A 23017-nucleotide genomic window follows, 5' to 3' on the forward strand; every position below is an offset into this window, starting at 1 on the left:
TCAGTCTCCAGCCACCAGCAGGGCATCGCGGCGGTTCCAGCCGACCGTCACCTTCTGCCCCGCCTCCAGCAGGGCGATGTCGGGACGGGACGGGATGCGAACCGTGAGCAGAAGGTCGGTGCCTTCGAGCCAGACCCGGTAGCGGATGCTCCCGGTGGTGTAGACGGCATCCTCGACCCGTCCCCTGAAGACATTGTCCATTCCCTGGGCCTGGTCGCCGAGCAGGATGGCCTCAGGACGCACGCAGATGGCGTCGGCGCTTCCGTGGCTTCGGGGTGCGGTGGCCTCGACCACCAGGCCGCTGCCGATCCGGGCGCTGACGTCGCTGCCCCGACCGGCGGACACGCCCAGCACCGGCAGCAGGCTCGCCTCGCCCAGGAAGCTCGCGACGAAGATGCTCTCCGGCTTCTCGTAGAGTTCGCGGGGCGAGCCGATCTGCTCCAGGGTGCCGCCGCGCATGATCGCGATGCGGTCGGCCATGTAGGCAGCCTCGTGCTGGTCGTGGGTCACGTAGATGACGGTGGCGCCCAGCGCGTCCTGGAACCGCTTGATCTCCTCCTGCATCTCCTCGCGCAGGTTCTTGTCGAGCGCCCCCAGCGGCTCATCCATCAGCAGGAGCAGGGGATCGTAGACGGCGGCGCGCGCCAGGGCGACGCGCTGCTGCTGGCCGCCGGAAAGCTGGGCGGGCTTGCGGTCGCCAAAGCCGGACAGGCGGACCATCTCCAGGACACGCTGGACCTTGGCCGCCATCTCCGCCTTCGGGAAGCCGCGCATGCGCAGCGGAAAGGCGATGTTCTCCGCGACCGTCATGTGCGGGAACAGGGCATAGTTCTGGAAGACCATCCCGAAGTTGCGGTGGTAGGGCGGCGTCGCGACGACATCCACGCCGGCGACCTTGATCGAACCGCCGCTGGGCACGACGAAGCCGGCGGTGATGCCGAGCAGGGTCGACTTGCCGGAGCCGCTCGGGCCGATGATGGCGAAGAACTCCCCCGCCTCGATCCGCAACGACGTGGGCTGCAGCACGGTCAGGGCACCATAGTCCTTGGTCACCCCCCGGAATTCGACCACCGCACCGCTCCTGGCCGTGCTGCCTGGAGCCGGACTGGCGCCCTCCGTACGGGGAAGATCGAGATGGAGGGTCATCGCGTCGCCTCCCTGCGTGGCCCGAACCGGCTGGCCATGGCTGCCAGCATCAGGAGCGCCAGCGTGATCAGCAGCAGGACCACGGTCGCGGCGGCGATGATCGGAGTCATCTGGTAGCTCAGATGCTCCCAGAGCAGACGTGGCACGGTGCGCGTATCCGGACTGGTCAGGAAGATGGCAAGGATCAGTTCGTCGAACGAGAAGGTGAAGGCGAAGATGAAACCGACCATCACCCCCACCCGGATCATCGGGAAGGTCACGTATCGGAACGTGTTCCAGGGGTTGGCCCCGAGCGTCATCGCCGCGAGCTCGTAGGTCGGCGCGTAGCTGCGCAGGGATGCCGCCACGGTGATGAACACGAGCGGCATGCACACGACCGCATGACCCAGCAGGATGCCCGCATAGCTGCCGATGATCCCGAGCCGGACCATGATCGGGAACAGCCCGATCGCGAGAATGATCTGCGGCAGGATGAGGGGCGCGATCATCATCGCCGAGAGCAGCCGCCGGCCCGGAATGTTGCCCCGGACCAGGGCGATGGCCGCCAGCGTGCCGAACACCGTGGCAAGCAGCGCCGCCGGCAGGCCGATCTTCACGCTGTTCATGATGGCGATGCGGTACTCGACGCTGTCGGCAAAGGCCTCGTACCAGCGCAGGGAGAAGCCCGGCGGCGGAAAGCTCAGGAACGTCTCGCTGCTGAACGACAGCGGCACGATCACCAGCGTCGGCATCACCAGGTAGATCAGGGTGAGGATCGCGAAGGCCAGGATGCCCAGCCCGGCGATCCGCCAGCGCGCGGCGGCGGTCATGCCGCCTCTCCCGGGGGCCTGCCACCGCCGACATGGCGCATGGCCCGCTCGTAGAGCAGGAACAAAGCACAGGTCAGCAGCAGCAGCAGCGTCGCAAGGGCGGACGCCAGCGGCCAGTTCAGGAGGCGGGACGCCTGCTGCTCGATCAGCACGGCCACCATGGTCCGGTGGCCGCCCAGGAGCGCCGGCGTGATGTAGAAGCCCAAGGACGAGATGAAGACCAGCACGCACCCGGCGCTGATCCCCGGGACGGAAAGCGGCAGATAGACCGAGATGAACTGCCGGAACGGGTTGGCGCCCATCACGGCCGCGGCCCGCAGCAAATTCCCGTCAATGCTGCGCATCGTGCTGAGCAGCGGCAGGACCATGAAGGGCATCATGATGTGGATCATCGCGATCTGCATGCCCACGCCGTTGCTGGTGAGCCGGAGTGGCCGCTCGATCAGGTCCACCGCCACGAGGAAGTCGTTCAGGATGCCCTTGCGCTGCAGGATGACGATCCAGGCATAGGTCCGGATCACCGTGCTGGTCCAAAACGGGATCAGGATCGCGGCCAGGCAGAGATGGAGCAGGTTCCCCCTGGCCCGGCTGACCACGAACGCCACCGGGTAGCTCAGGACGAGGGCAGCCAGGGTGACGAGCAGCGCCGACTGGAAGGTATAGAGGAGGACCGAGAGAGTGCTGCTGCTGGACAGGATCTCCGCATACTGGGCGAAGCCCGGGGTGGGGCCCGAGAAGCTTTGCACGATCACGGTGCCGAGCGGCAGGACGAAGAAAGCCAGCAGCAGCAGGACGGGCGGCATCAGGAGCAGGGTGTTGCCCCGCCCCGGCGACCACGGACGACGCCGGGCACGTCTGGATGCTGCCAAAACCGTGCCCATCGTCGTCCGCTGCAGCATGTCCCTTCCTTATCCGAGCAGCCAGTTGTTGAAGCGGTCGAACACCTCGGGCCCATGCTCCGCCCAGTAGTCGAAGTCCTGGAACACCGCCGTCTGGCTGTTCTGCGGCGAGTTCGGGAGCCGGGCCAGGGTGGCCTCGTCCAGGAGATCAAACGACTTGGTGTTGACCGGGCCGTAGGGGATCGCCCGGGCAAACGTCGCCTGGTTCTGGGCGTCCATCATGGTCGCCAGGAACTCCATGGCCGCCTTCTTGTTCTTGGCCCCGCGGGGGATCACCATCGCGTCGCAGACATAGAGGGCATGATCGAAGGTGTAGTCGACCGGCGCCCCCTCGTCCTTGGGCTTGAACACCCGGCCGTTCCAGACCGTGCCGACATCCACCTCGCCGTCGATGACGAGCTGGGCCGCCTGGGCGCCCGACGTCCACCAGGTCAAATTGGGCTTGATCCCGTCCAGCATCCGGAACGCCAGGTCCAGGTCGATCGGATAAAGGCTGTCGCGCGACTGGCCCCCGCCCATCGCCGCAACTTCCAGGGTCTGCGGCGCCAGCTTCCACAGGCTGCGCTGCTCGCTCCTCTCCGGGTCGAAGAATTCCGCCCAGTCCTTCGGCCGAGCGTCGCCATCGAGACTTTCGGTGTTCCACGCCATGACGTAGGCGGCGACATCGGCGAGCAGATAATGCTCCTTCGCGGCCACAGGCAGGAGCATGGACTTGTCGATATAGTCGTAGTCGATCGGCTCCAGCAGGCCCAGGCGAGCAAGCGCCGCCGCCTCGGTCGCGTCGATGTTCAGCACGTCGACGTCGACCGCGTTGTTCTCGACCATGGCCTTCACGCGGGACGTGTCCATGTAGGGCGCGCCGACGATCTGGATCCCGGTCTTCTCCTTGAACGTATCGAAATACGCGACCTTGTAGGCCTCCTCGAGCGCGCCGCCGGAATTGGGCACGGTCAGGGTCGCCGGCTGGGCGCGCAGGATGGACGGGAAGCCGGTGACCAGGCCCGCGGCGCCGAGCGCGGTGCCTGCAAGGATGCGGCGGCGGTCCAGGAGGGGGCCACTCCCACCCGGCGGGGCAATCGTCGGAACGTCTTTCATGGTACGTATCCTTTGGTTGTTCGACTGCTCGATCGTTACCGCCGCCCCCCCCGGGTCGGCAGTCTGGCTAGACCATGATGATGCCGCCGCCCGCGATCACCGTCTCGCCGGTCATGTAGCGGTTGCGGTCACTGGCCAGGAAGCACACCACTTCGGCGATGTCCTGGGGCGTGGCTACCCGGCCGAGTGGCGTGGACTTGGCCAGGTCTTCGTAGATGCCGAGGGCGCGCAGGTTGGGCGTATCGATCGGCCCCGGCGACACGGCGTTGACCAGGATGCCGTCGGGCGCCAGTTCCTGCGCAAAGGACTTGGTGAAGCTGATGACCCCGGCCTTGGCCGCCGCGTAGTGGGCATTCTTGGCGTAGGGGATGTAGGCGTCGATCGACGCGATCGAGACGATCCTGCCCGACTGCCGGGGCTTCATGTGACCGGCGGCGGCCACCGTCATGTGGAACATCGACCGCAGGTTGACATCGAACGTGTAGTCCCACGCCTCGTCGTCGATCTCGAGGATCGGCTTGCGCGGATAGACCCCGGCATTGTTGACCAGGATGTCGACATGGCCGAGCTTCTCCGCAGCCCTTGTGAACGCGGCATGGGCATCATCGCGTCGTCGGATGTCGCCCGCCACGCCCACGGCCTTGCCGGCGCCACCAAGGGTGGCCACGGCGCGATCCAGCCCGTCGGCATCGACGTCGATGATGCAGACCCTGGCGCTCCGAGCGATCAGAAGTTGCGCGATGGCATAACCCAGTCCCTTGGCCCCGCCCGTGACGACGACATGCCTGCCCGCCATCTCGCTCGATTCAGTCACATGGGCCTCCATCCCGAGCTGAGGGCCAGCTCGGACACCAAAATCGCTTTTCGATGAAAATTATTGTTATGCGATAGTTCTTGCTTGGCAAGCCTGTTCGGTTCAGTCCTGCTGCATCAAGCCGGCCTGCCCGCGCCGCGCCCGCCGGTGGCTATGCATCCGAAGAGTTCCGGCTGGAAGCGAAACAAGCAGGCGCAGCTTGACGCCCCCTGAAGAGATGCGCTGGTATTCGAACGAGATGACGTTCCCCAGCACAAAGAAGTCCGCAGGCACCACGGTTTATCCGGAGCGATCATCATGCGGCAAATGATCCGGAAGCCGAGCCTGCCAGAGACCCTCCTTGCAGACGATTTTCGCGAGGAACCCTATTGGTGGGCAGCAGCCTCGCCCAAGCAGGGCGACGGTAGCGCGCAAGCTGATCTGCCTCGGAAGGCGGATGTCGCGATCATCGGCGGCGGCATCACCGGCATGGTCGCGGCCCTGGATCTGGCGCGGGCCGGCGCCGAGGTCGTGGTCCTCGATGCGCAGGATATTGGCGAAGGCGCGGCACGCCGCAGCGCGGGCTTCCTGGGCAGGACCCTCAAGCGATCGGTGGACTGGCTCGCACACGCGCACGGCCGCTCCCATGCGGTGCAGGTCTATCGCGAGCTCGACGCCGCGCTGAAAGGCGTCGCCGCCCTGGTCGAGGCGGAGGGCATCGATTGCCACCACACACTCTGCGGTCGGTTCGTGGCCGCCAACTCGCCGGCGCATTTCCGGGCGATGATTGCTGATCTGGAAGCGATGCGGCGCGAGGTCGGCTTCGACTACATGGTGGTCGAGAAGCACGAGCAGCATCGCGAGATCGTTTCGGACCGCTACTTTGGCGGCGCGGTGATCCCCGACCTCGGCTCGATCCATCCTGGCCTCTACCATGAGGGCCTGGTCCGGCGCGCCCAACAAGCCGGCGCACGCCTTCATCCTTTCACGGCGGTCGAGCGGGTCCAGCCGGGCGAGGGCCCCAAGCGGATCACCACCTCGCGCGGTTCGCTGACAGCGCGCGAGGTGGTGGTTGCGACCAATGGCTATACGAGCCGTGGCCTCGGATGGCATGCCCGGCGCGTCATTCCGTTTCGCGGGTTCATCATCGCGACCGAGATGCTGCCGGCTGGCTTGATCGAACGGGTGCTGCCCCGGCGGCGGACCTATCTCGATACCCGGATCAACATCGACTTCATCCGCCCGGCGCCCGATTCCAACCGGATCCTTTTTGGTGGCTCGACCGGGACGCCCAGCGACACAGCGATGCCGCTTGCCGCCACGTTGCGCGACCGGCTTGTGTCGATCCTGCCTGATCTCGGCGGCGTCAGGCTCAGCCGCGCCTGGACCGGCCAATGTGCGGGCACGTTCGACTTCATGCCGCATGTCGGCAAGCATGACGGCGTTCATTTCGGGCTTGGGTACAACTTCGCCGGCATTCCGATCGGAACGCATTTCGGTCGCCTGATCGCGCGTCGCATTCTCGGACGTCCCCATACCCCATCCGTCTTCGAGACCTCCCGTTTTCCGACAGCGCCCTTCTATAGCGGATCGCCCTGGTTCGTTCCTTTGGCGATGCGCTACTTCGACTGGCACGACAAGCGCATCGCCGCGGAGCACGGGCCAGGCCGTGCCGTGCGAGCCTGAGGATCAGAGGCCGGCGGAACTGGCGCTGGAACGGTGTGCCCAATCTCCAGACAGGGCTGGAAGTAAAAGCTGATGCAGAAAGAAACGATCATCACCTGCTCCGTCACCGGCAGCCTGACACGGCCCGAGGACAATCCCAATCTTCCGATCACGCCGGCGGAGATCGCGGCCTCAGCGCTTGAAGCCGCCGAGGCCGGTGCTGCGATCCTCCACCTTCATGTGCGCCATCCGGACGGACGGCCGTCGATGGAGCTCGATCACTATCGGGAGCTTGTCGGGTTGATCCGGGACAAGAACGACGAGGTGATCCTCAACATAACGACGGGGCCCGGTGGACGCTTCCAGCCCGGCGAGGCGGATCCCAAGGTGGCGGGCCCGCGCACCAATTTCGTCACCGCCGAACAACGGGTCGACCACATCCGCCACCTCCGGCCGGAGATCTGCACGCTCGACCTCAACACCATGACCTTTGGCAACGAGGTGGTGATCAACACGCCACCCTATGTGCGCAGGATGTCGGAGATCATCTATGACTGCGGCGTGCGGCCGGAGTTCGAGCTGTTCGACAGCGGCGACGTCGCTCTTCTCAATGATTTTCTTGCCGGCGGCATCTTCCGCGGCCCGCCGCTGGCCAGCCTCGTGCTGGGCGTCAAATATGGCTTCGCGGCCTCGCCCGAGACGATGCTCTACGCCCGCAACCTCCTGCCGCGCGGTGCCATCTGGACAGGGTTCGGCATCGGCCGGGCTGCCTTCCCCATGCTGATGCAGTCCTTTCTCCTGAACGGCCATGTGCGGATCGGCATGGAGGACACGATCCGCATCTCCAGGACGGAACTCGTGCAAAGCAATGCCCAGCTTGTCGAGCGGGCACGCTGGCTTCTGGAAGGACTTGGAGCGGCGATCGCGAGCCCAGGTTCGGCAAGGGCGCAACTCGGACTGACGACCTAGCATGCTTCAGGGCATGCGGTTGAACTGGTTGTGTCGTCGGCCTTCCTGAGCCAGGCGGCTGCCGCCGTTGGCGGCCCAATCGCCGTCGCGGCGCCGGAGACTCCCGGAAGCCGCCGGCGCTGGTTTTGGACCGGCTGGTCCTACCATGGCGCCAAGCCCGCCGGCTCGACGAAGCGCCCGGAGACCGCATTCTCGCCGAGCAGGGCGTACTCGACCGGCAGGTGCGCGCCCTGTTCGGGGGTCATCGTGCCGCGATGGCCGGTCAGGTCGGTCTTCACGTAGCCGGGGCATACCGAGTTCACGGCGATGGCGGTGCCCTCCAGCTCTGCTGCGAGTTGCACGGTCAGCATGTTCAGCGCCGCCTTGGACGCGTTGTAGCCGATCAGGCGGGCCGAATAGTAGGGTGACGAGGGATCGCCGTTGATCGCCAGCGAGCCGAGCGTGCTCGCCAGGTTGACGATGCGGCCCGCTGGCGACTTGCGCAGCAGCGGCAGCATCGCCTGCGTCACGGCGAGCGTGCCGATGAAGTTCGTCTCCATGACCCGGCGCACGGCGGCCGTCGATGCCATGCCGGGCGGGCCGTCGGCGGCATCCGCGATGCCTGCATTGTTGACGAGGATATCGAGCCGGCCATGCCGCTCGGCGATCCACCGGGCAGCCGCGAGGATGGTCGACTCGTCGTCCAGATCGACCCGGACGGCTTCCACGCCCGGCCCGCCCGCCGACAACCCGGCCGCGGCCCGGCGGCCGCGCTCCTCGTCGCGCGACCCGACGATCACGGTCACGCCGGCTTTGCCGAGCTGGCGTGCGATTTCCAGCCCGATGCCCTTGTTGGCACCGGTGACAAGCGCAATGCGTGCAGTGTCGGCCACGCGATTCTCCCTTCAGATCCTGGCTCAGCGGCGCCATCAATCTAGGAAGGATCGTTCACCTTGCGGATTCGCCTATGCATGCGCCGCCGCCACGTCATCTAAGTCCCCGGAAAAGGCCGCGTCAGGCACGGGCAGCCGTGACCGTGGACGCGATGCTGGAGGCGACCCCTCAGGTTCTGCTGTCCGAGGGGATCCCTCGGCTGACCACCACCCGGGTGGCGGAGCGCGCCGGGGTTTCGGTCGGGACGATGTACCAGTACTTCCCCCACAAGCAGGCGCTGCTGTATGCCCTGAACGAGCATTACCTGGACAGGGTCGCGCTGAGGGTGGAAGCGGCCTGCCGGGAGCATCGCGGCGCCTCCACCGCGGCCATGGTCGAAGCGCTCGTTGCTGCCTATTGGGAGGCGAAGACCGAGCGGAGCGATGTCACCCGCGCGCTGTACCGCTCGGTGGTCGAACTCGACAACGAATCGCTGGTCGAGGCATTCGCACAGCGCCTGGACACTGCAACGCTGGCGATGTTCGCCAGCGCATCGGACGCTGCCGGTAGGGATCTCACGCTGGCCAACACCACCCTCCTGTCGGCGATCTTCGGGACGGTGCGCAACGTGTTCGAGCGGAACCTGCCGACGCCCCTGCAGCAGGACATCCGCCGGCAGCTGGTGACCATGTGCCTCGCTTATCTGGAGGCTGTCCGAGCAAGAGAGGATTGAGAGACGTCGCCGGATCTGGACCGCCCTCAAGCCGGCAGCAGCTTCTCCAGAAGCAGGTAGTTGATGCCGTCCTTCACCGTGTAGGTGATCTTGTCCGCGCAATGCATGATCAGCCGCAGGCCCATGCCGCTCTCGGGGAGGCTGTCCAGGTCGTCCGGGTCCACCTCGAACGGGGCGCTGCGCGCCCGCTCCAGGAGTTCGGGCGGGATGCTGGTGCCCTGATCGGCGATCCTGATGGCCACCCGGTCGTCGAGCAGTTCCACCGTGATCAGGATCGGCATGCCTGCCCGCTCGGCAAAGCCGTGCTCGATGACGTTGTTGACTGCCTCGACGAAGCCCAGCTCCAGTTCGTCCAGCGCTTCGGGGTCCAGGACCACAAGGCCGCACACACCGCGCAGGGCGGCCGCGGCCAGCGCGACTTGGGCGAGATCGCTCTCGATGGTGAACGTGATCCTCCGAGCCATGCCGGCCTCTGCCGCAGCGCTTGTCAGCTTTGCCGGATCGCGCTGGCCGCCTGCTCAGGCGTATCGTGCAGCTTCAGGACCCGGTCCAGGCGGGTGAGCTTCAAGAGCTTGAGGACCGCGCCGTGGGCGCCGCTGATGGCCAGGGTGCCCCGGCTGCCGACCGACTTCATGCAGGAGACGACCGCGCCAAGCGCGCTGCTGTCCATGAAGTCGACCTCCGCCAGGTCCAGCACGACATGGTGCTGGCCGGCCTCGACCTGGCGGGTGACGATCGTCTTGAACAAAGGCGCGGTGCTGGCCGTCAGCCGCTTGTGCAGGACCCGGACGATCAGGACGCCGTCCTGATCCCGTGCCTCGACCAGTTGGTCCTCTAGGCTCGCCGACCCGTTCATGTCGCTTCCTCACTTTTTCTCGAGGACCAGTAGGGACACGTCGTCCTCATAGGCCAGCCCGCCTCGCCACAGGCTCAGCTGCTCTCCCAGATCCTGTACCGCTACCGTGAGTGGCAGGTCCATGGAAATACCGACGGATGCCGCGAAGCGTTCCTCGGAATACAGCTCATCATTCGGCCCGCAGCATTCGATGATTCCGTCGGAATAGAGGACCAGGCGGTCGCCTGGCTGCAAGTCGATCTCGACATTTTCGTAAACGGCATCCGGAAACAGTCCTACTACCGGGCCGCCGTCCCCGACCATCACCACCTCGCGGTCGGAGCGCCGGACGTGCAGCGGCGGCGGATGGCCCGCCTGGCAGAGCACCAGCCGGCCCGTCCCCTCGTCGACCAAGCCGAAGACCATGGTGAAGTAGGTCGCATCCTCGTCCGCCTGGAACCGCCGGTTCAGTTCCGCGACGATGGCGGCCGGATCCCACAGAGTTGCACCCCCGCTGTCCGGCCGGCCGCCGATCTGCAGCCCGCCCCCGGAAAGCAGCCGCTGCAGGGTGAAGGACAGAAGGGCGGCCGGAACGCCATGGCCGGCGACGTCGATCTGGAAGAACGCCAGCATGGTGGGGCCCTGCCGCACCACCCCGAACGTGTCGCCGCCGACATGGCTGGAGGGAAAGAACAGCCAGTCGAAGCGCAGGCCCGGCAGGTCGGCCGGACGGGGCAGAAGCCGCCGCTGGGCCAGGGCGGATGCTTCCAGGTCGCGCCTCAGCTGGGCATGGGCCGCCTCCAGCTCCTGGTTGGCGATGCTCAGCGTCTGGTTCTTCGTGGCGAGCTGGCGCTCCAGGTCGAGAACCCGCTGGCCCGCATGCAGGCGCACGCGCAGCTCCGCCAGGTCGGGCGGCTTGATCAGGAAGTCGTCGGCACCGGCTTCCATGCCCTCCACCAGGGCGGCGCTGTCGTTCCGGCCGGTGAGCAGAATGATGTAGACGTAGCTCCTGGCCTGTCTCTCGCGGATGCGCCGGCAAAGTTCCACGCCGTCGACGTTCGGCATCATCCAGTCGGAAACGATCAGGTTGATGGCCGAGCTTTCCAGGATATCCAGAGCCTCCTGGCCATCGCCGGCCACGGTGACGTCATAGCCGATGGCCTCCAGGACCCCGGCCATCAGCTGCCGCATCTGGGGATCGTCCTCGGCCAGCAGCACCTGCGGCCGCCGCTTACTCGCTGCACTCGGCCGGCCGTCTGGCTGCCCGGACTCGAAGATCATCAATCAACAGTTCCAGCTACGAAATCGCCTGTTCCGGTGCTGGAACAGTACAGATGTCGGAGCTACTGCTCCTCGGGAAACAGTCTTGTCCATGTGGTCAGGCCGCACAAGCGAGCAGCCTGTCCCACCCCTCACCCTGGCAGCCTCCTCCCCCTTCAGCCGCGGAGCGCGCTGGCCACCGCCTCCCAGGCAGGCTTTTTCTGCATGCCGTCGGTGTAGAGGAGAGGACGGACCTGCAGGCCGTCCTTGCGGGGACGATAGGTGGCCAGCCAGCTGTGGATGTCGCTGAGGCCCCAGGTCACGGCCGCCACCGTGGCCGGAACGGCAAGGACGCAGCCGAGGATGGCCTGATAGGCCTCGGCCACCAGGGCATCGCGCACCGCGATGTCCGCCGGGGCATACTGGTCGGAGACATCGATCTCGGTGATCATGATCTTGAGACCGAGCGCTGCGACATCGTTGCAGAAGCGAGAGAGCACGTTCGGGTCGAAGTTCCGGATCGGCGCCTCGATATGCCCCTGCAGGCCCAGCGCATGCACCGGCACGCCCCGGGACACCAGCCGCTCCAGCATGCGCAGGGTCGCTGCGCGCTTCATGTCGCCACCGCCGGACGCATAGATCAGGCCGTAGTCATTATAGACCAGCATCGCGCCGGGATCGGCCGCAGCCGCGGCCTCGAAGGCGATCTGGATGTAATCGGGCCCGACGTTCTGCAACCAGGTCGTGTTGCGCAGGCCGCCCACGCCGGCCGGCGAGATGTCGATCGCCTCGTTCACCACGTCCCAGGAGTGGAGCTTGCCCTTGTAGCGCCCCGCGACGGCGTTGATGTGCCGCGTCAGCAGTTGCCGCCCGTTCCCTGGGTTGATCGCGTTCGGCAGCCAGTCCGGCAGGGACTGGTGCCAGACCAGGGTGTGCCCGCGGAACGCCATGCCGTTCTGCTGCGCGAACGCCAGGCGGCGGTCGACCGCCGAGAAGTCATAGACGCCCTGGGTCTTCTCGATGAAGCGCCACTTCATCTCATACTCGGGCACGACCAGCCCGGCATCCGCGACCACCACTTCCCGATAGGACTGACTGGTCGCGACCAGCGGGCCGATGGCGGTTCCGAACAGGATCCCCCGCTGCTTTGCCAGGGTCGACAAGGAGGGCACCTGCATGGCGGCGCCGCGAGCGGAGGCTGGTGCCAGCGACGTGGCCAGCAACGCGCCCCCGCCTGCCAGCCCGGCCTCGATCAGATGTCTGCGGTCGACCATGACATGCTCCAATCGGCTGGGTCGGCAGCGGGCTTGCTTCCGCCACAGCAGCGCCGCCATGCACAAGGAAATTCTTCCAGACTCTTGAAAAGTTACTCCGATAGGTGCCAGATTTTCTCCCTGGGCCATGGAGTTTTTTGTCAGATTCCGGAAAGGGCGAGAATGAAGAGGCGTAAGGTTGAGAAATATCGCGGCGCGAATGTACTTATACCGCGCCGAGCGGGATATTTTCTTTGGATCGGAATCGCCCTTCTCGCAGCTTCGTCCACCGTGTCGGCGCAGGACGCTTCCACCGTAAACGCGCCACGACCTTCAGTCCATCGGGAAAACTGGCCTCAAGTCGACCCCCCTGTTCTGGACGACCCGCATCTTACATCGCGCGTCATGGAATTGGTCAGCCGCCTGACTGTTGAAGAAAAAGTCGGACAGATTATTCAGGCCGACATCGCGAGCATCACGCCGGAGGATCTGCACCGCTATCCGCTGGGCGCGATCCTGAGCGGCGGGACGTCAGCGCCGAACCACAACGACTATTCCCCTGCCAAGGACTGGCTGGCCCTGGCCGACGCCTTCTACGACGCGAACCGGGCGCGCGGCGGCACCTATGTCCCCCTGCTGTGGGGAACGGATGCGGTCCATGGCCACAACAACATCATCGGCGCCACCATCTTCCCGCACAACATCGGGCTCGGTGCTGCCCACAATCCCGAGCTGATGCGCCGGATCGGCGAAGTCACGGCGACAGAGGTGCAGGTCACCGGCGAGGATTGGACTTTCGCACCGGCGGTCTCGGTGGCGCGCGATGACCATTGGGGGCGGACCTACGAGAGCTATTCCGAAGATCCGGAACTGGTTGCGCTCTATGGGGGCGCCATCGTCGAGGGGCTGCAGGGCCGTCCGGGCACGCCGGACTTCCTGGGCAGCGACCGCGTGCTGGCGACCGCCAAGCATTTCCTCGGCGACGGCGGCACCTTTAGCGGCAAGGACCAGGGGGACGCGCGGATCTCCGAGGAGGAACTGCGCGACCTGCATGGCCCGGGCTACGTGACCGCTCTCCAGGCCGGCGCACAGACGGTGATGGCCTCCTATTCGAGCTGGCAGGGCATCAAGATGCACGGCAACCCTGCCCTGCTCACCGACGTCCTGAAGGGACGCATGAGCTTCCAGGGCTTCGTGGTCGGCGACTGGAACGGGCACGCCCAGGTCCCGGGCTGCTCCAAGGAAAGCTGCCCGCAGGCGATCATCGCCGGGCTGGACATGTTCATGGCGCCGGACAAGTGGAAGGAACTCTACGCCAACACCCTGGCCCAGGTGCAGGCCGGCGAGATCCCGATGGCCAGGCTGGACGATGCGGTCGGCCGCATCCTCCGGGTCAAGATGCGCGCCGGCATGTTCGAGCGCCCGCGCCCTTCCGAGCGGCCGCTGGCCGGCCGGTACGAACTCCTGGGCGCCCCGGAGCACCTGGAGGTGGCCCGCCAGGCGGTGCGTGAATCGCTGGTGCTGCTGAAGAACGACCGGAAGGTCCTGCCGCTCGCGCCGAACCAGCGGGTCCTGGTGGCCGGGAACGGCGCCGACAGCATCCCGAAGCTGGCCGGCGGATGGTCGGTCACCTGGCAGGGCACCAACATCGCGAACCACAACTTCCCGAACGGACAGTCGATCTTCGCGGGCATCAGCGAAGCGGTCGGCGCCGGTGGCGGCTCAGTCGAGCTGAGCGTGGATGGAAGCTTCACGACCAGGCCGGACGTGGCCGTGGTGGTGTTCGGCGAAGAGCCCTACGCCGAGACCAAGGGTGATCGGGAGACCACCGCCTACCACGCGATGCATGGCGCCGATCTCGAACTGCTGCAGCGCCTGAAGGAGCAGGACGTGAAAATCGTCTCGATCTTCCTGTCCGGGCGCCCGCTCTACACCACGCCGGAGATCAACGTTTCGGATGCCTTCGTTGCCGCCTGGCTGCCGGGCACGCAGGGCGGCGGGGTCGCCGACCTGCTGTTCGCCCGGCCGGACGGATCGATCGCCCACGACTTCCGCGGCCGGCTGTCCTTCTCCTGGCCGAAATATCCGGACCAGATCGTCAACCGGAACGACGCGGACTACGACCCCCTGTTCCCCTATGGCTACGGCCTCACCTATGCCGAGGCCCGCGAGCTCGGCCAGTTGCCGGAGAGCTGACCTGTCCCGCCTGATGATGAAGCGTCGCGGCCTCGCCATGGGCATCGGCGGGACGGCGGCCATGGCGGCCCTGCCGGCCGAAGCCGCGCCCGGACTGGACCTGCAGGCCCACATGCCGGGTCCGCTCTCGACCGACACGCCGCCGGTGGAGACCCGCTCCGGCAAGGTCCGGGGCTATCGCCGCAACGGCATCCATGTCTTCAAGGGCATCCCCTACGCCGCGCCGACCTCGGGCCAAGCGCGCTTCGGGCCTCCTGGCCGACATCCCGGCTGGAGCGGGACGCGCAGCGCGCTGGCTTATGGTCCGGTCTGCCCGCAGGCGCCGCGCTGGCGCAACGACTACCTGGCCTTCCTGTTCGACTGGAACGAAGGCTATCCGGGCGAGGACTGCCTGTTCGTCAATGTCTGGACGCCGTCGGTCACGGAAGGGCGGCGCCCGGTGATGGTCTGGCTGCACGGCGGCGGGTTCTATGCCGGGTCGAGCTATGAGCTGCCGTCCTATGACGGGGAGCATCTCAGCCGGCGCGGCGACGTGGTGGTGGTCTCGGTCAACCACCGGGTCGGGCTGCTGGGCTATCTCAACCTCGGCGCCCTGGCAGGCGACGCCTATCCGCATGCCGCCAATGCCGGAATGCTCGATCTGGTCGCCGCGCTCGACTGGGTGAAAAGCAACATCGGGCAGTTCGGCGGCGATCCGGGCAACGTCACCCTGTTCGGGCAGTCGGCGGGAGGCTGGAAGATCAATGCGCTGACGGTGATGCCCGCCGCGGAAGGCCTGTTCCAGAAGGCGATCGTGCAGAGCGGTTCCAGGCTCCGGCTGGGCGAGCCCGAGCAGACCGCGGCGCTGGCCAGGGCGACCGTGGCGGAACTCGGACTCGAGGGGGCGGATCTCGCAAGGCTCCAGGAGCTGCCGGCCTCAGCTCTGGTCGATGCCGGCATCGCAGGCCGCAAGCGCCTTGCGGACGAGCAGGACGTCCCGCTCTCCGCGGTCCAGTGGCAGCCGACCGTGGACGGCGACGTCATCCCTACCCACCCCTACGATCCGGAGACGCCAGGCTGGGCTGGCCGCCTGCCGATGATCATCGGCACGACCAAGCACGAGCGCAGCCCGAGCCTGGCCGATCCCAGCCTCGAAGCCATCGACCTGGCCGCGGTGGCCGAGCGGCTGAGGCCGGAACTCGGCGAGCAAACCGACCAGGTCCTCCATGCCTACCGGCTGGCCCATCCGCAGGCCGCGCCCGTGGAACTCCTGGCCCTGATCAACAGCCCCAGGACCGATGCAATCACCCAGGCCGGGCGACAGGCGCAGGACGCGCCGGTCTATCTCTACTGGTTCGCCTGGGAGACGCCGGTGCTGGACGGGCGGCCGCGTGCCTTCCACGGCCTCGACCTGCCGTTCATGTTCGACAACACCGACCGCTGCGCCGGCATGACCGGCGCCACGGAGGAAGCGCGCATCCTCGCGGCCCGGATGAGCGCGGCCTGGATCGCCTTCGCGCATCGAGGCGATCCCAACCATCCGGACCTGCCGCCCTGGCCCCGCTTCGAGCCCGGCACCGGCAGCACGATGGTCCTTGCAGAACGCTGCGCGGTCGCGGAGGACCCTGATCGCGAGGAGCGCAAGGTCCTGGAGGCTGCGCTGGAATCAGACGGGTAAAGCGGTGGACACGGAGTCAGCCCGGCCCCTCGGCGCGTCGGCTCCTTAGGCGGTCGAGCACGGCCTGGCTGGGCTGCCCGGTGACCGGGAGGTCGTGGCCGCCCTCGAACGCCCGGATCGCCGCCTGGGTTCGCGGTCCCATCTGGCCGTCGATCGGCCCCGGGTCGTAGCCCGCCTCCTGCAGAAGCTCCTGCAGCGACAGCAGCAGATCCTTGCCGCTCGGCCCGGCTGGCGCGGGCTCTGGCGAAGCAGAGGCCGGTGCCGTGGACGCTGCCGGCGCCGCGCTGTTGGCCTTCTGGTAGGCGCTGACGAAGCGCTCGATATAGTAGATGAAGGTATCCAGCTCCGGCCCGTTCGCGCTGTCGCTCGGCCGCGCGACGCCACCGTCGCCCCAGGTGCCGGTCAGGAGATGGATCGAGCTGTCCCGCACCAGCGCGACCTCCTGGCGCAGGCTGATCCAGACCCGGAAGACGCATCCTTTGTTGGCATCTCCCGGAGTCAGATAGAACTCGAGCTGCGGCCGGCCGGGCGTGTCCTGGACTTCCTCCTTCGACAGCAAGCGGATGCCCGCCGCGTCGAACCGCGAGCGGATCGCTTCCAGCACGCCGCTGCGCAACTTGCCCTTCGCCGACGGAGGCTCGACCAGATAGTCCACGATCACAAAGACGCCCGGCAGGCCTCGCAGCGAGTCGATCGGCTCCTGGATATCTCCCGGCGCTATCCGGATAGGCTCGCACGCCGCGCGCGAGATGGTGTCCGCCGGAGAGGCGGCCGGCGTTGATTGCGCGGTGGCGGCGGAAGCCTTGGGGGCTGCGGCGGACTTCGGAGCGGCGGCGGACGCTTTGGGAGCGGCGGACGCTTTGGGAGCGGCGGACGCTTTGGGAGCGGCGGCAGCAGCTTTGGGAGCGCCAGCGGCAGCCTTGGGGGCGCTGCCGGAAGCCTTGGCCGGCGCCGGCTGGGCCGGAGCGGCAGCCGGCTCCTGCGGGGGCGGCCGAACCGGCGATGCTGCGGCAGCCGGCGGCGGTGGCGCGGCTGGTTCAATGGATGCCGCTCCAGCCACCTGGAGCGCGATCTGACCCGCCGGGACAGTCGGCCCGGTCTCCTGGGGCGGCACCTGCTCGGCCGCCAGCGCTGCCGTAGGTCCGCGCATGGAGCCGGTCGGGGGCACCGATGGCGTCGCGCCGTCATTGGCCTGCGCAGCAGCGGCCGCGGGGCCGGCAGTTCCTTCCTGCAAGGGTGCGGACGATGCGCTTCCTGATGCCGTGCTGGTGGACGACGTCTGGCTGGGTGCGGCAGGAGCAGGCTTTGCGCCTGCCGCGGCCTTGGGAGGATTGGCGAAGGGTCGCCGCGGGGCCGCGTCGAAGGCGAGGTCCGCTGCCTGCCCGTTTTCAACCCAGCGGATGAAGGCGGCCACCGTCGCCAGGCCGTCGATGGGCAGGATGTCTCCATCCTCCAGCGGCGTCAGGCTCGACGCCGCCAGCAGTTCAACCGTCCTATCCGGCGCGGATAGGGCTGGAAGGGTGGCGGCATCCTCCGCGTCGCCGGTGAGGCTGAAGCGCTCGGCGGAGGCGACCCCGTCGAGGCTGATGGATGGGCGGCCATCCTCGCCGACGCTCAGCCGTACCGGCCCGCGCCTTGCGGAACAGTCGACCGGCCTGGGCGTGCACTCGACCTCCCAATATTCTGCGTCGAGCCGCTCACCCTGGCCAAACCGGGCGAAGCCATCCGGGTTGAAGCGAAAGAACAGGTCGCCGGCCCTGCCCTCCTGGAACGTCGGCCAGCCTACCGGGCCACGCAGATATTGCTCGATCTCCTGTGCCCCGGCAGCGAACGGCTTGGCGGTGTCGACAATCGCCTCCTGCGCGGCGGCCGGCGTGGCAACCGCGGCGGCGACGGCTGCCGAGGCCAGCCAGAGCCGGTGCTTCATGGGTTCTTCGCACCAGCGGGTGACGCTGTGACGGTGGCAGGATCTGCCTGAGCAGGCTGAGCGGTGGGTGGCGACGCCGCGCTCGCCGCGCCTGGCATGGGTTGCTGCGAAGACTGCAACGCATCTGGCGCAGACGCCGCCTGAGCCTGGGCCGCGGCTTGGTCTCGGGCCGCAGCTTGCGCCTGGGCAGCCAGCCAGTCGGGCTGGTCCGGCAGGTTGCGCCGCTCCCGGATGTCGCCGTCCTGCATCGCGGTGAACCACACCTCGGCACCAGGCTCGCGGGGTGGCGTCAGGATCTTGCCCTGGGCCTTGTAGAGCAGGGCAGCCAGCAGGATGCCGTTGTTGTTGGCGGTGAACACCTCGATCGGACCACTGCCGTTCTCGAGCAGGCCCTCGTAGTAGCCGCGCTCCTCGTCGTAGAGATCGGAAACCGCCTCGAAGAGGATGTCGGTGTAGTGGGTATCCCAGAGCACCCACATGCCGAACGCCGCCTTGGTGGAGACGGCCGCATAGTCAGGCGAGTAGTCGCCCCGGGGACTCAGCGTGTTCCAGGCATAGCCCGACGAGAAGATCGTGTCGTAGACGAAGAACGGTCCGCCCTGGACGTTGTGCTCGCTGCGCGCGGTCATCATGCCGGTGGTCTGGTAGCGGCACTCCTGCACCCGGTAGATCCGGTCGGCGAACTCGGCGCGCCAGCCATCCGTGTGCACCGTCTCGTCCGAACTCATGTCGCTCGGCAGATCCCAGTTCAGTTCCATGCCGTCGAGGATGTAGCCCTCCGTCACGACATAGTTCTGGGTGTGGTAGAATCGCGGATCGCGCGCGTCGTAGGGGACATGCTCCTTGCAGATCTGGACCGTCGCCAGCGGCTTGGCCTGCCGGGCAGCCGCCGGCTTGAAGCCCCACAGCATGAAGCCCTTGGCGGCATACTCTTCGTAGCCGAGCCTTCCCTCCTGCACGTAGTCCGTCTCGCCATCCTTGCCGACGCGGCTGCCGTACAGAACACCCTTCTCGTCGATGACGTTGCTGTAGTTCCAGCGCAGCAGGACCCCATCGACCGAGTTGCCCAGATACGGATAGCGGTGCTTCAGGATGCGCATCCAGACCAGGAAACGGCCGATGTCCAGCGCCGAGAACCCGATCTCGTCCGGCTTGTTGGCGTAGTTCACCATGGCGCCGGTCTCGGTGTGGTACACCTTGTTCGGCAACTCGCCCCGGAACAGCTTCAGGTTCCGGAACGTCCCCAACAGCTTGTACATCCGCCGATCGAAATCGTTCTTGGTGATGATCCCGAGTTCGTAGGCCGCGACCGCGCCGCTGATATAGGAGGCCGTGTCCCACAGCGTGGTCGAAGGGAAGCGGCCCACCGCGTTGGCCAGGCCGGTCTTTTCCTGGGTGAAGGTCTCGAAATACTTCCAGGCCTGCCTGGCGATCTGCATCTCGCGCTCGGAGAGGTCACCCTGACGCGCCTTGAACGGCCGGAGAAATGGGCCGGGCCCACCTTCACCGATGGGCAGGGAATCCCCTTCACCCGTCTCGTCGCCGCCGGCCACCGGCGCGCGCTCCTGCGCAAGGGCGCGTCGCGGATCGGCCATCGCGCCACCCAGCAACACCACGCCGAAGCCTGCAGCCAACAACAGGAAGCGGTTCACGTGCACGTCGAGCAGCCTTTTCATGATCTGGCGCGCCCCGGGAAAGTCAGCAGGGGGCCGAAGGCCCTGAAGTGCAGGCTTTCCAGGATGATGGCGTTGGTGTTGGCGGTGATGGTGCCGTTGGTCGCCCCGTCGGCTTCGAACCGCCCGGTGAACCAGCCGCGTTCCGGGTCGTTCAGAGGGAAGATCTGCGACAGCAGGCCGGATGTGTACTCGTTGGGCATCAGCGCCGACCAGCCGAACACGCTCTTGGTGTCCAGGAAGCGCAGCTGGTCGAATCGCTCGCCCTGCGGCGAGAGCACCGCCCAGGGAACGCCGTTGCCGACGACGCAGCCGTAGACGAAATAGGGAGCGCCCGGCACGTGACCCTCGCTGAGCGCGGTCGGGAGGCCGGTAGCCCGGGCACGCGCCTGCTGCGCACGCAAGACCGCCCAGGCCGAGGCGCGCGAGCGTGCGTCGAAGCCCATCTCCAGCCCCTCGAGCACGTAGGGTTCGCTGGTGGTGCATACTTCGGCGTCGAACTGTTCCGCGTGGCGGTCGTCCACCGGGACCAGCACGCCCATGGCATCCACGAAGTGAACCGTGTCGGCTACCTCGAGCGCCCGGTACGCGTCGAGACCCAGGCGGACGAGTCCCTTGGCCGCATACTCTTCATAGCCCAGCCGGCCCTCCTGGACAGGCTCGGGGTTCGTCGGCAGCCGGCCCACCATCACCCCGTTCAGGAGCATCGCGTCGATCCGCCAGCCCTTCTCGATGGCCGCGATCTTCTCGGCATGCTCGGGGTAGCCGGCCTCGACGATCTCCATGGCGATCAGCAGGCGCGCGAGATCCAGGGCCGACCAGCCGATCCCGTCCTCGGTCGGCTCACCGTTATAGTCGGTCATCTTCAGGCTGCGGACGTCGTAGGACTTGTTCGGCAGGCTGCCGGCGTAGAGTGGGAGCTTTCCGATCGAATCGAGCGCCCTGACCATGTAGTCGTCGAAGGCGCCGGGGGTGATCAGGCCCAGCCTCTGGGCGGAAACCAGGGCATTCAGGTAGGAACCGATCTCCCAGGCCGTGACGCCGAAGAACCGGTCCACCGACCCCGGCAGCCCCGTTTCAGGATGGACGTTCTGCTCGAAGTAGCGCCAGGCCAATTGCGCCCAGGCCACCTGGTCCGGGGAGAGCGGCAATGGCTGCGCAACCGGCGCCTGGCCGGCCGCCTCGAGCATGGCCTGCATCTGCGTGGGCTCGGGGCGGCCCGCGGCGGATCGAGCCTGCTCCGCCTCGACTCCTTCCAGCGCCAGGATGATGGAAAAGCTCACGAGCAGGCCGAGCAGGAAGATGAGGTGGCCGCGCGCGCGGTAGATTCCACTGCGGAAGTTCATGGGCTCGGCACCCCACTCATCAGGCCGATGGCGGCAGGCTCCGGCTCGTCCTCAAGCGGCTCCTCCTGGTAGAAGGCGGCCGTCACGATCGGCAACATCGCGAGCACGTTGTTCAGTCCCCAGAACAGGTTCGCCAGGAGTGCCCCCAGCTTGTAGTCACGCAGGTCCAGCGACCAGCAAATGAACGCGAAGGCCAAGCTCCAGAGCGTCAGCAGAATGATCGCGAGCTGTGGCCATACGAGGTAAAGGAAGTTGCCTTCCTGACGCACCTTCGGAGTCACCTTGAACTTGATTTCCTTGCGCAGGAGGGTCGTCCAGATCGCCCGCAGGTTGATCGGGAAGAAGTTCAGATAGGCCGCCTTCGGCTTGTAGCCCGCGATGTTCCAGGTCCCCACCATGGTCGCCAGTTCATTGGCGATCAGGAACGGGATGAGGTGCATGAAGAACTCATCAGAATAGGCGGCGACTGGCGCAACATTGAACAAAAGATAGATGATCGGCGCCAGCAGGAAGACCGTGTTCCAGATGGCGCCCAGATAAGAATAAAAGGTCGACCCGTACATGATCTTCTGCGGCAGGGTCAGCCCTTTACGGAAGAGCGGGTTCTCGTGGAACAGGATATCCAGGCTGCCGCCGGCGTAGCGAAAGCGCTGCATCGCCCAGGTCAGCAGGTCCTGCGGCGAGAGCATCTTCGATTCCACGAACGGGTGCTGCACCGACTTCCAGCCGCGCTCGCGGTCGCTGTGCAGGACGATGGAGGTGAAGATGTCCTCGGAGGCATGGAACTTGTATGGCGTCACCTCGGTGTTGAGCGCCGCCTCCTGCCGGATCAGTTCCTCGACCACCGGATCCAGCGTCGTCTCGTTCAGCATCCGCAGCGTGCTGGAGATGGTGCCTTCCGCATCCCGGTCGCTGGCAAGAACATAGGAACGAAGGGCGGCCTCCATCACCGCCTCCCGGCGATGGATCGAAGCCGCGCCGCAGCAGAACCCCGCATTCGCCCAGTTCCGGCGGCGCAGGATGATATCGTAGAAGAGCTGCGGGTCGTTCACGAACGGATCGTGCCCGACCTCGACCGGGCCGATCACCCGCTCCACGGCCCGCCCGATGAAGCGGCCGAAACGGCCGAACCGGCGCTCCAGAACCTTGGGGAGCGGCTTGCCCGCCGGCAGGTCGTAGAACCATTGCGGGGTCTGCACCCAAGCCATCTTCGGATCGCGGAAATAGCCGAGCGTCCGCTCCAGGATGGTCGCGAACGGCCGGGTATCGGCGTCGCAGATCAGGATGAAGTCGCCGCTGGTGTGCTCGATGGCGTTGCGCAGGTTGCCGGCCTTGAAGCCGATATTGGAGGGCCGGGTGATGTAGTTGACCCCCTCCTCGGCGGCCACGGCGGCCATGGCCGGCCGCTTGCCGTCGTCCAGGACGTGGATGCGCAGGTCCAGGGGGTGCGGATAGCGGATGTTCCTGGCATCGCGCAGGCCCAGCCGGACCAGTTCCGGATCCTCGTTATAGGTCGCGAAGAACACGTCGACGGCGATCGGGCGCCCAGGTTCGTCGGCATCGATGTCGCAGTCCTGGGCGTTTTCCGGCGGCGGGAGGATCGGCGGATCGCTGGTCTTCCAGAGATTGACCGTGAACAGGATCAGGCCGAAATATGCCAGGGTCTCCGCAAGCGCCACCGGCAGCGCGAACCAGAGCGCGTCGTAGTTGAGCGAGTAGAGCCAGCGCCAGCCGATGTACCAGCCGCCCAGGACCAGCGACACCGTGGCCAGGAACTGCCAGAGCGATTCACGCTGGTCCGAGTGGGGAACGGGTGGCGGCGGCTTCCTGCCTTCGTACCTTGTAAAATAAAACGGCATGTTCCGCCACTGAGGCTATTTTTATGCGATATTCAATAGGGTAGTTTTTA

The 23017-nt window shown here is 66.7% G+C and carries 19 protein-coding genes; 5 read left to right on the forward strand and 14 right to left on the reverse strand.

From position 1 onward, the window contains the following. From GEMRO_RS32045 to GEMRO_RS0126115, 5 genes are all read right to left on the reverse strand, one after another. A complete protein-coding gene (locus GEMRO_RS32045; RefSeq protein WP_051329503.1) occupies positions 1-1146 on the reverse strand; it encodes an ABC transporter ATP-binding protein in 1146 nt (381 codons plus the stop codon). Next, positions 1143-1955 carry an ABC transporter permease gene (locus GEMRO_RS32050; RefSeq protein WP_051329504.1) on the reverse strand — a complete coding sequence of 271 codons (813 nt, stop codon included), beginning with the start codon at positions 1953-1955 and terminating at the stop codon, positions 1143-1145. Before GEMRO_RS32050 ends, GEMRO_RS32045 begins: the two co-directional genes overlap by 4 nt. Further along, complete coding sequence (locus GEMRO_RS32055; protein WP_084507654.1) at positions 1952-2854, reverse strand: ABC transporter permease; 903 nt, start codon at positions 2852-2854, stop codon at positions 1952-1954. The genes GEMRO_RS32050 and GEMRO_RS32055 overlap by 4 nt, the downstream gene beginning before the upstream one ends. Before the next feature lie 9 nt (positions 2855-2863). Next, on the reverse strand, positions 2864-3949 hold the full coding sequence (locus GEMRO_RS0126110; RefSeq protein ID WP_027136353.1) for an ABC transporter substrate-binding protein: 1086 nt from the start codon (positions 3947-3949) through the stop codon (positions 2864-2866). A 67-nt stretch (positions 3950-4016) separates the two neighbouring features. Continuing rightward, positions 4017-4763: an SDR family NAD(P)-dependent oxidoreductase gene (locus GEMRO_RS0126115; protein WP_205625096.1), complete on the reverse strand. Its 747-nt coding sequence runs from the start codon at positions 4761-4763 to the stop codon at positions 4017-4019. A 297-nt stretch (positions 4764-5060) separates the two neighbouring features. Here GEMRO_RS0126115 and GEMRO_RS32060 point away from each other — a divergent pair, with 297 nt between their 5' ends. Beyond that, entirely contained in the window at positions 5061-6428 is a 1368-nt protein-coding gene (locus tag GEMRO_RS32060; RefSeq protein ID WP_051329506.1) for an NAD(P)/FAD-dependent oxidoreductase, read from the forward strand. Positions 6429-6500: 72 nt separating this feature from the next. Next, positions 6501-7376 carry a BKACE family enzyme gene (locus GEMRO_RS0126130; protein WP_027136355.1) on the forward strand — a complete coding sequence of 292 codons (876 nt, stop codon included), beginning with the start codon at positions 6501-6503 and terminating at the stop codon, positions 7374-7376. Between the two features lie 140 nt (positions 7377-7516). Here the strand turns inward: GEMRO_RS0126130 and GEMRO_RS0126135 are convergent, their stop codons facing one another. Beyond that, positions 7517-8248 (reverse strand): SDR family oxidoreductase, encoded by a 732-nt coding sequence (locus tag GEMRO_RS0126135; RefSeq protein ID WP_027136356.1) that lies wholly within the window; start codon positions 8246-8248, stop codon positions 7517-7519. A 137-nt stretch (positions 8249-8385) separates the two neighbouring features. On the opposite strand from GEMRO_RS0126135, the gene GEMRO_RS0126140 reads away from it, so the two are divergent. Then, entirely contained in the window at positions 8386-8961 is a 576-nt protein-coding gene (locus tag GEMRO_RS0126140) for a TetR/AcrR family transcriptional regulator (protein WP_240476776.1), read from the forward strand. A gap of 26 nt (positions 8962-8987) precedes the next feature. Here the strand turns inward: GEMRO_RS0126140 and GEMRO_RS0126145 are convergent, their stop codons facing one another. The 4 genes from GEMRO_RS0126145 to GEMRO_RS0126160 form a co-directional block, all read right to left on the reverse strand. Then, positions 8988-9425, reverse strand: a complete 438-nt coding sequence (locus tag GEMRO_RS0126145; protein WP_027136358.1) for an ATP-binding protein — start codon at positions 9423-9425, stop codon at positions 8988-8990. 23 nt (positions 9426-9448) lie between these two features. Continuing rightward, on the reverse strand, positions 9449-9817 hold the full coding sequence (locus GEMRO_RS0126150) for an STAS domain-containing protein (RefSeq protein ID WP_035486061.1): 369 nt from the start codon (positions 9815-9817) through the stop codon (positions 9449-9451). Positions 9818-9826: 9 nt separating this feature from the next. Continuing rightward, on the reverse strand, positions 9827-11077 hold the full coding sequence (locus GEMRO_RS0126155) for a PP2C family protein-serine/threonine phosphatase (protein ID WP_084507656.1): 1251 nt from the start codon (positions 11075-11077) through the stop codon (positions 9827-9829). Between the two features lie 155 nt (positions 11078-11232). Next, a complete protein-coding gene (locus GEMRO_RS0126160; protein WP_035488152.1) occupies positions 11233-12330 on the reverse strand; it encodes an endo-1,4-beta-xylanase in 1098 nt (365 codons plus the stop codon). A gap of 384 nt (positions 12331-12714) precedes the next feature. On the opposite strand from GEMRO_RS0126160, the gene GEMRO_RS32065 reads away from it, so the two are divergent. Then, on the forward strand, positions 12715-14505 hold the full coding sequence (locus tag GEMRO_RS32065; protein WP_051329507.1) for a glycoside hydrolase family 3 protein: 1791 nt from the start codon (positions 12715-12717) through the stop codon (positions 14503-14505). Positions 14506-14518: 13 nt separating this feature from the next. Then, positions 14519-16162, forward strand: coding sequence for a carboxylesterase/lipase family protein (locus GEMRO_RS0126170; RefSeq protein ID WP_169728451.1), 1644 nt, complete (start codon positions 14519-14521; stop codon positions 16160-16162). Positions 16163-16178: 16 nt separating this feature from the next. On the opposite strand, the gene GEMRO_RS32070 is transcribed toward GEMRO_RS0126170, so the two are convergent. From GEMRO_RS32070 to GEMRO_RS0126190, 4 genes are read right to left on the reverse strand one after another with little or no spacing between them, the layout of a single operon-like run. Continuing rightward, on the reverse strand, positions 16179-18089 hold the full coding sequence (locus GEMRO_RS32070; protein WP_035486063.1) for a peptidoglycan-binding domain-containing protein: 1911 nt from the start codon (positions 18087-18089) through the stop codon (positions 16179-16181). Next, on the reverse strand, positions 18086-19765 hold the full coding sequence (locus GEMRO_RS32075) for a DUF3131 domain-containing protein (protein WP_051329509.1): 1680 nt from the start codon (positions 19763-19765) through the stop codon (positions 18086-18088). The genes GEMRO_RS32070 and GEMRO_RS32075 overlap by 4 nt, the downstream gene beginning before the upstream one ends. Next, on the reverse strand, positions 19762-21108 hold the full coding sequence (locus GEMRO_RS0126185) for a DUF3131 domain-containing protein (protein WP_027136363.1): 1347 nt from the start codon (positions 21106-21108) through the stop codon (positions 19762-19764). Before GEMRO_RS0126185 ends, GEMRO_RS32075 begins: the two co-directional genes overlap by 4 nt. Next, a complete protein-coding gene (locus tag GEMRO_RS0126190; RefSeq protein WP_027136364.1) occupies positions 21105-22967 on the reverse strand; it encodes a glycosyltransferase in 1863 nt (620 codons plus the stop codon). Before GEMRO_RS0126190 ends, GEMRO_RS0126185 begins: the two co-directional genes overlap by 4 nt. Positions 22968-23017 lie beyond the last annotated feature (50 nt).

It is taken from the genome of Geminicoccus roseus DSM 18922, assembly GCF_000427665.1.
Lineage (GTDB): Bacteria > Pseudomonadota > Alphaproteobacteria > Geminicoccales > Geminicoccaceae > Geminicoccus > Geminicoccus roseus.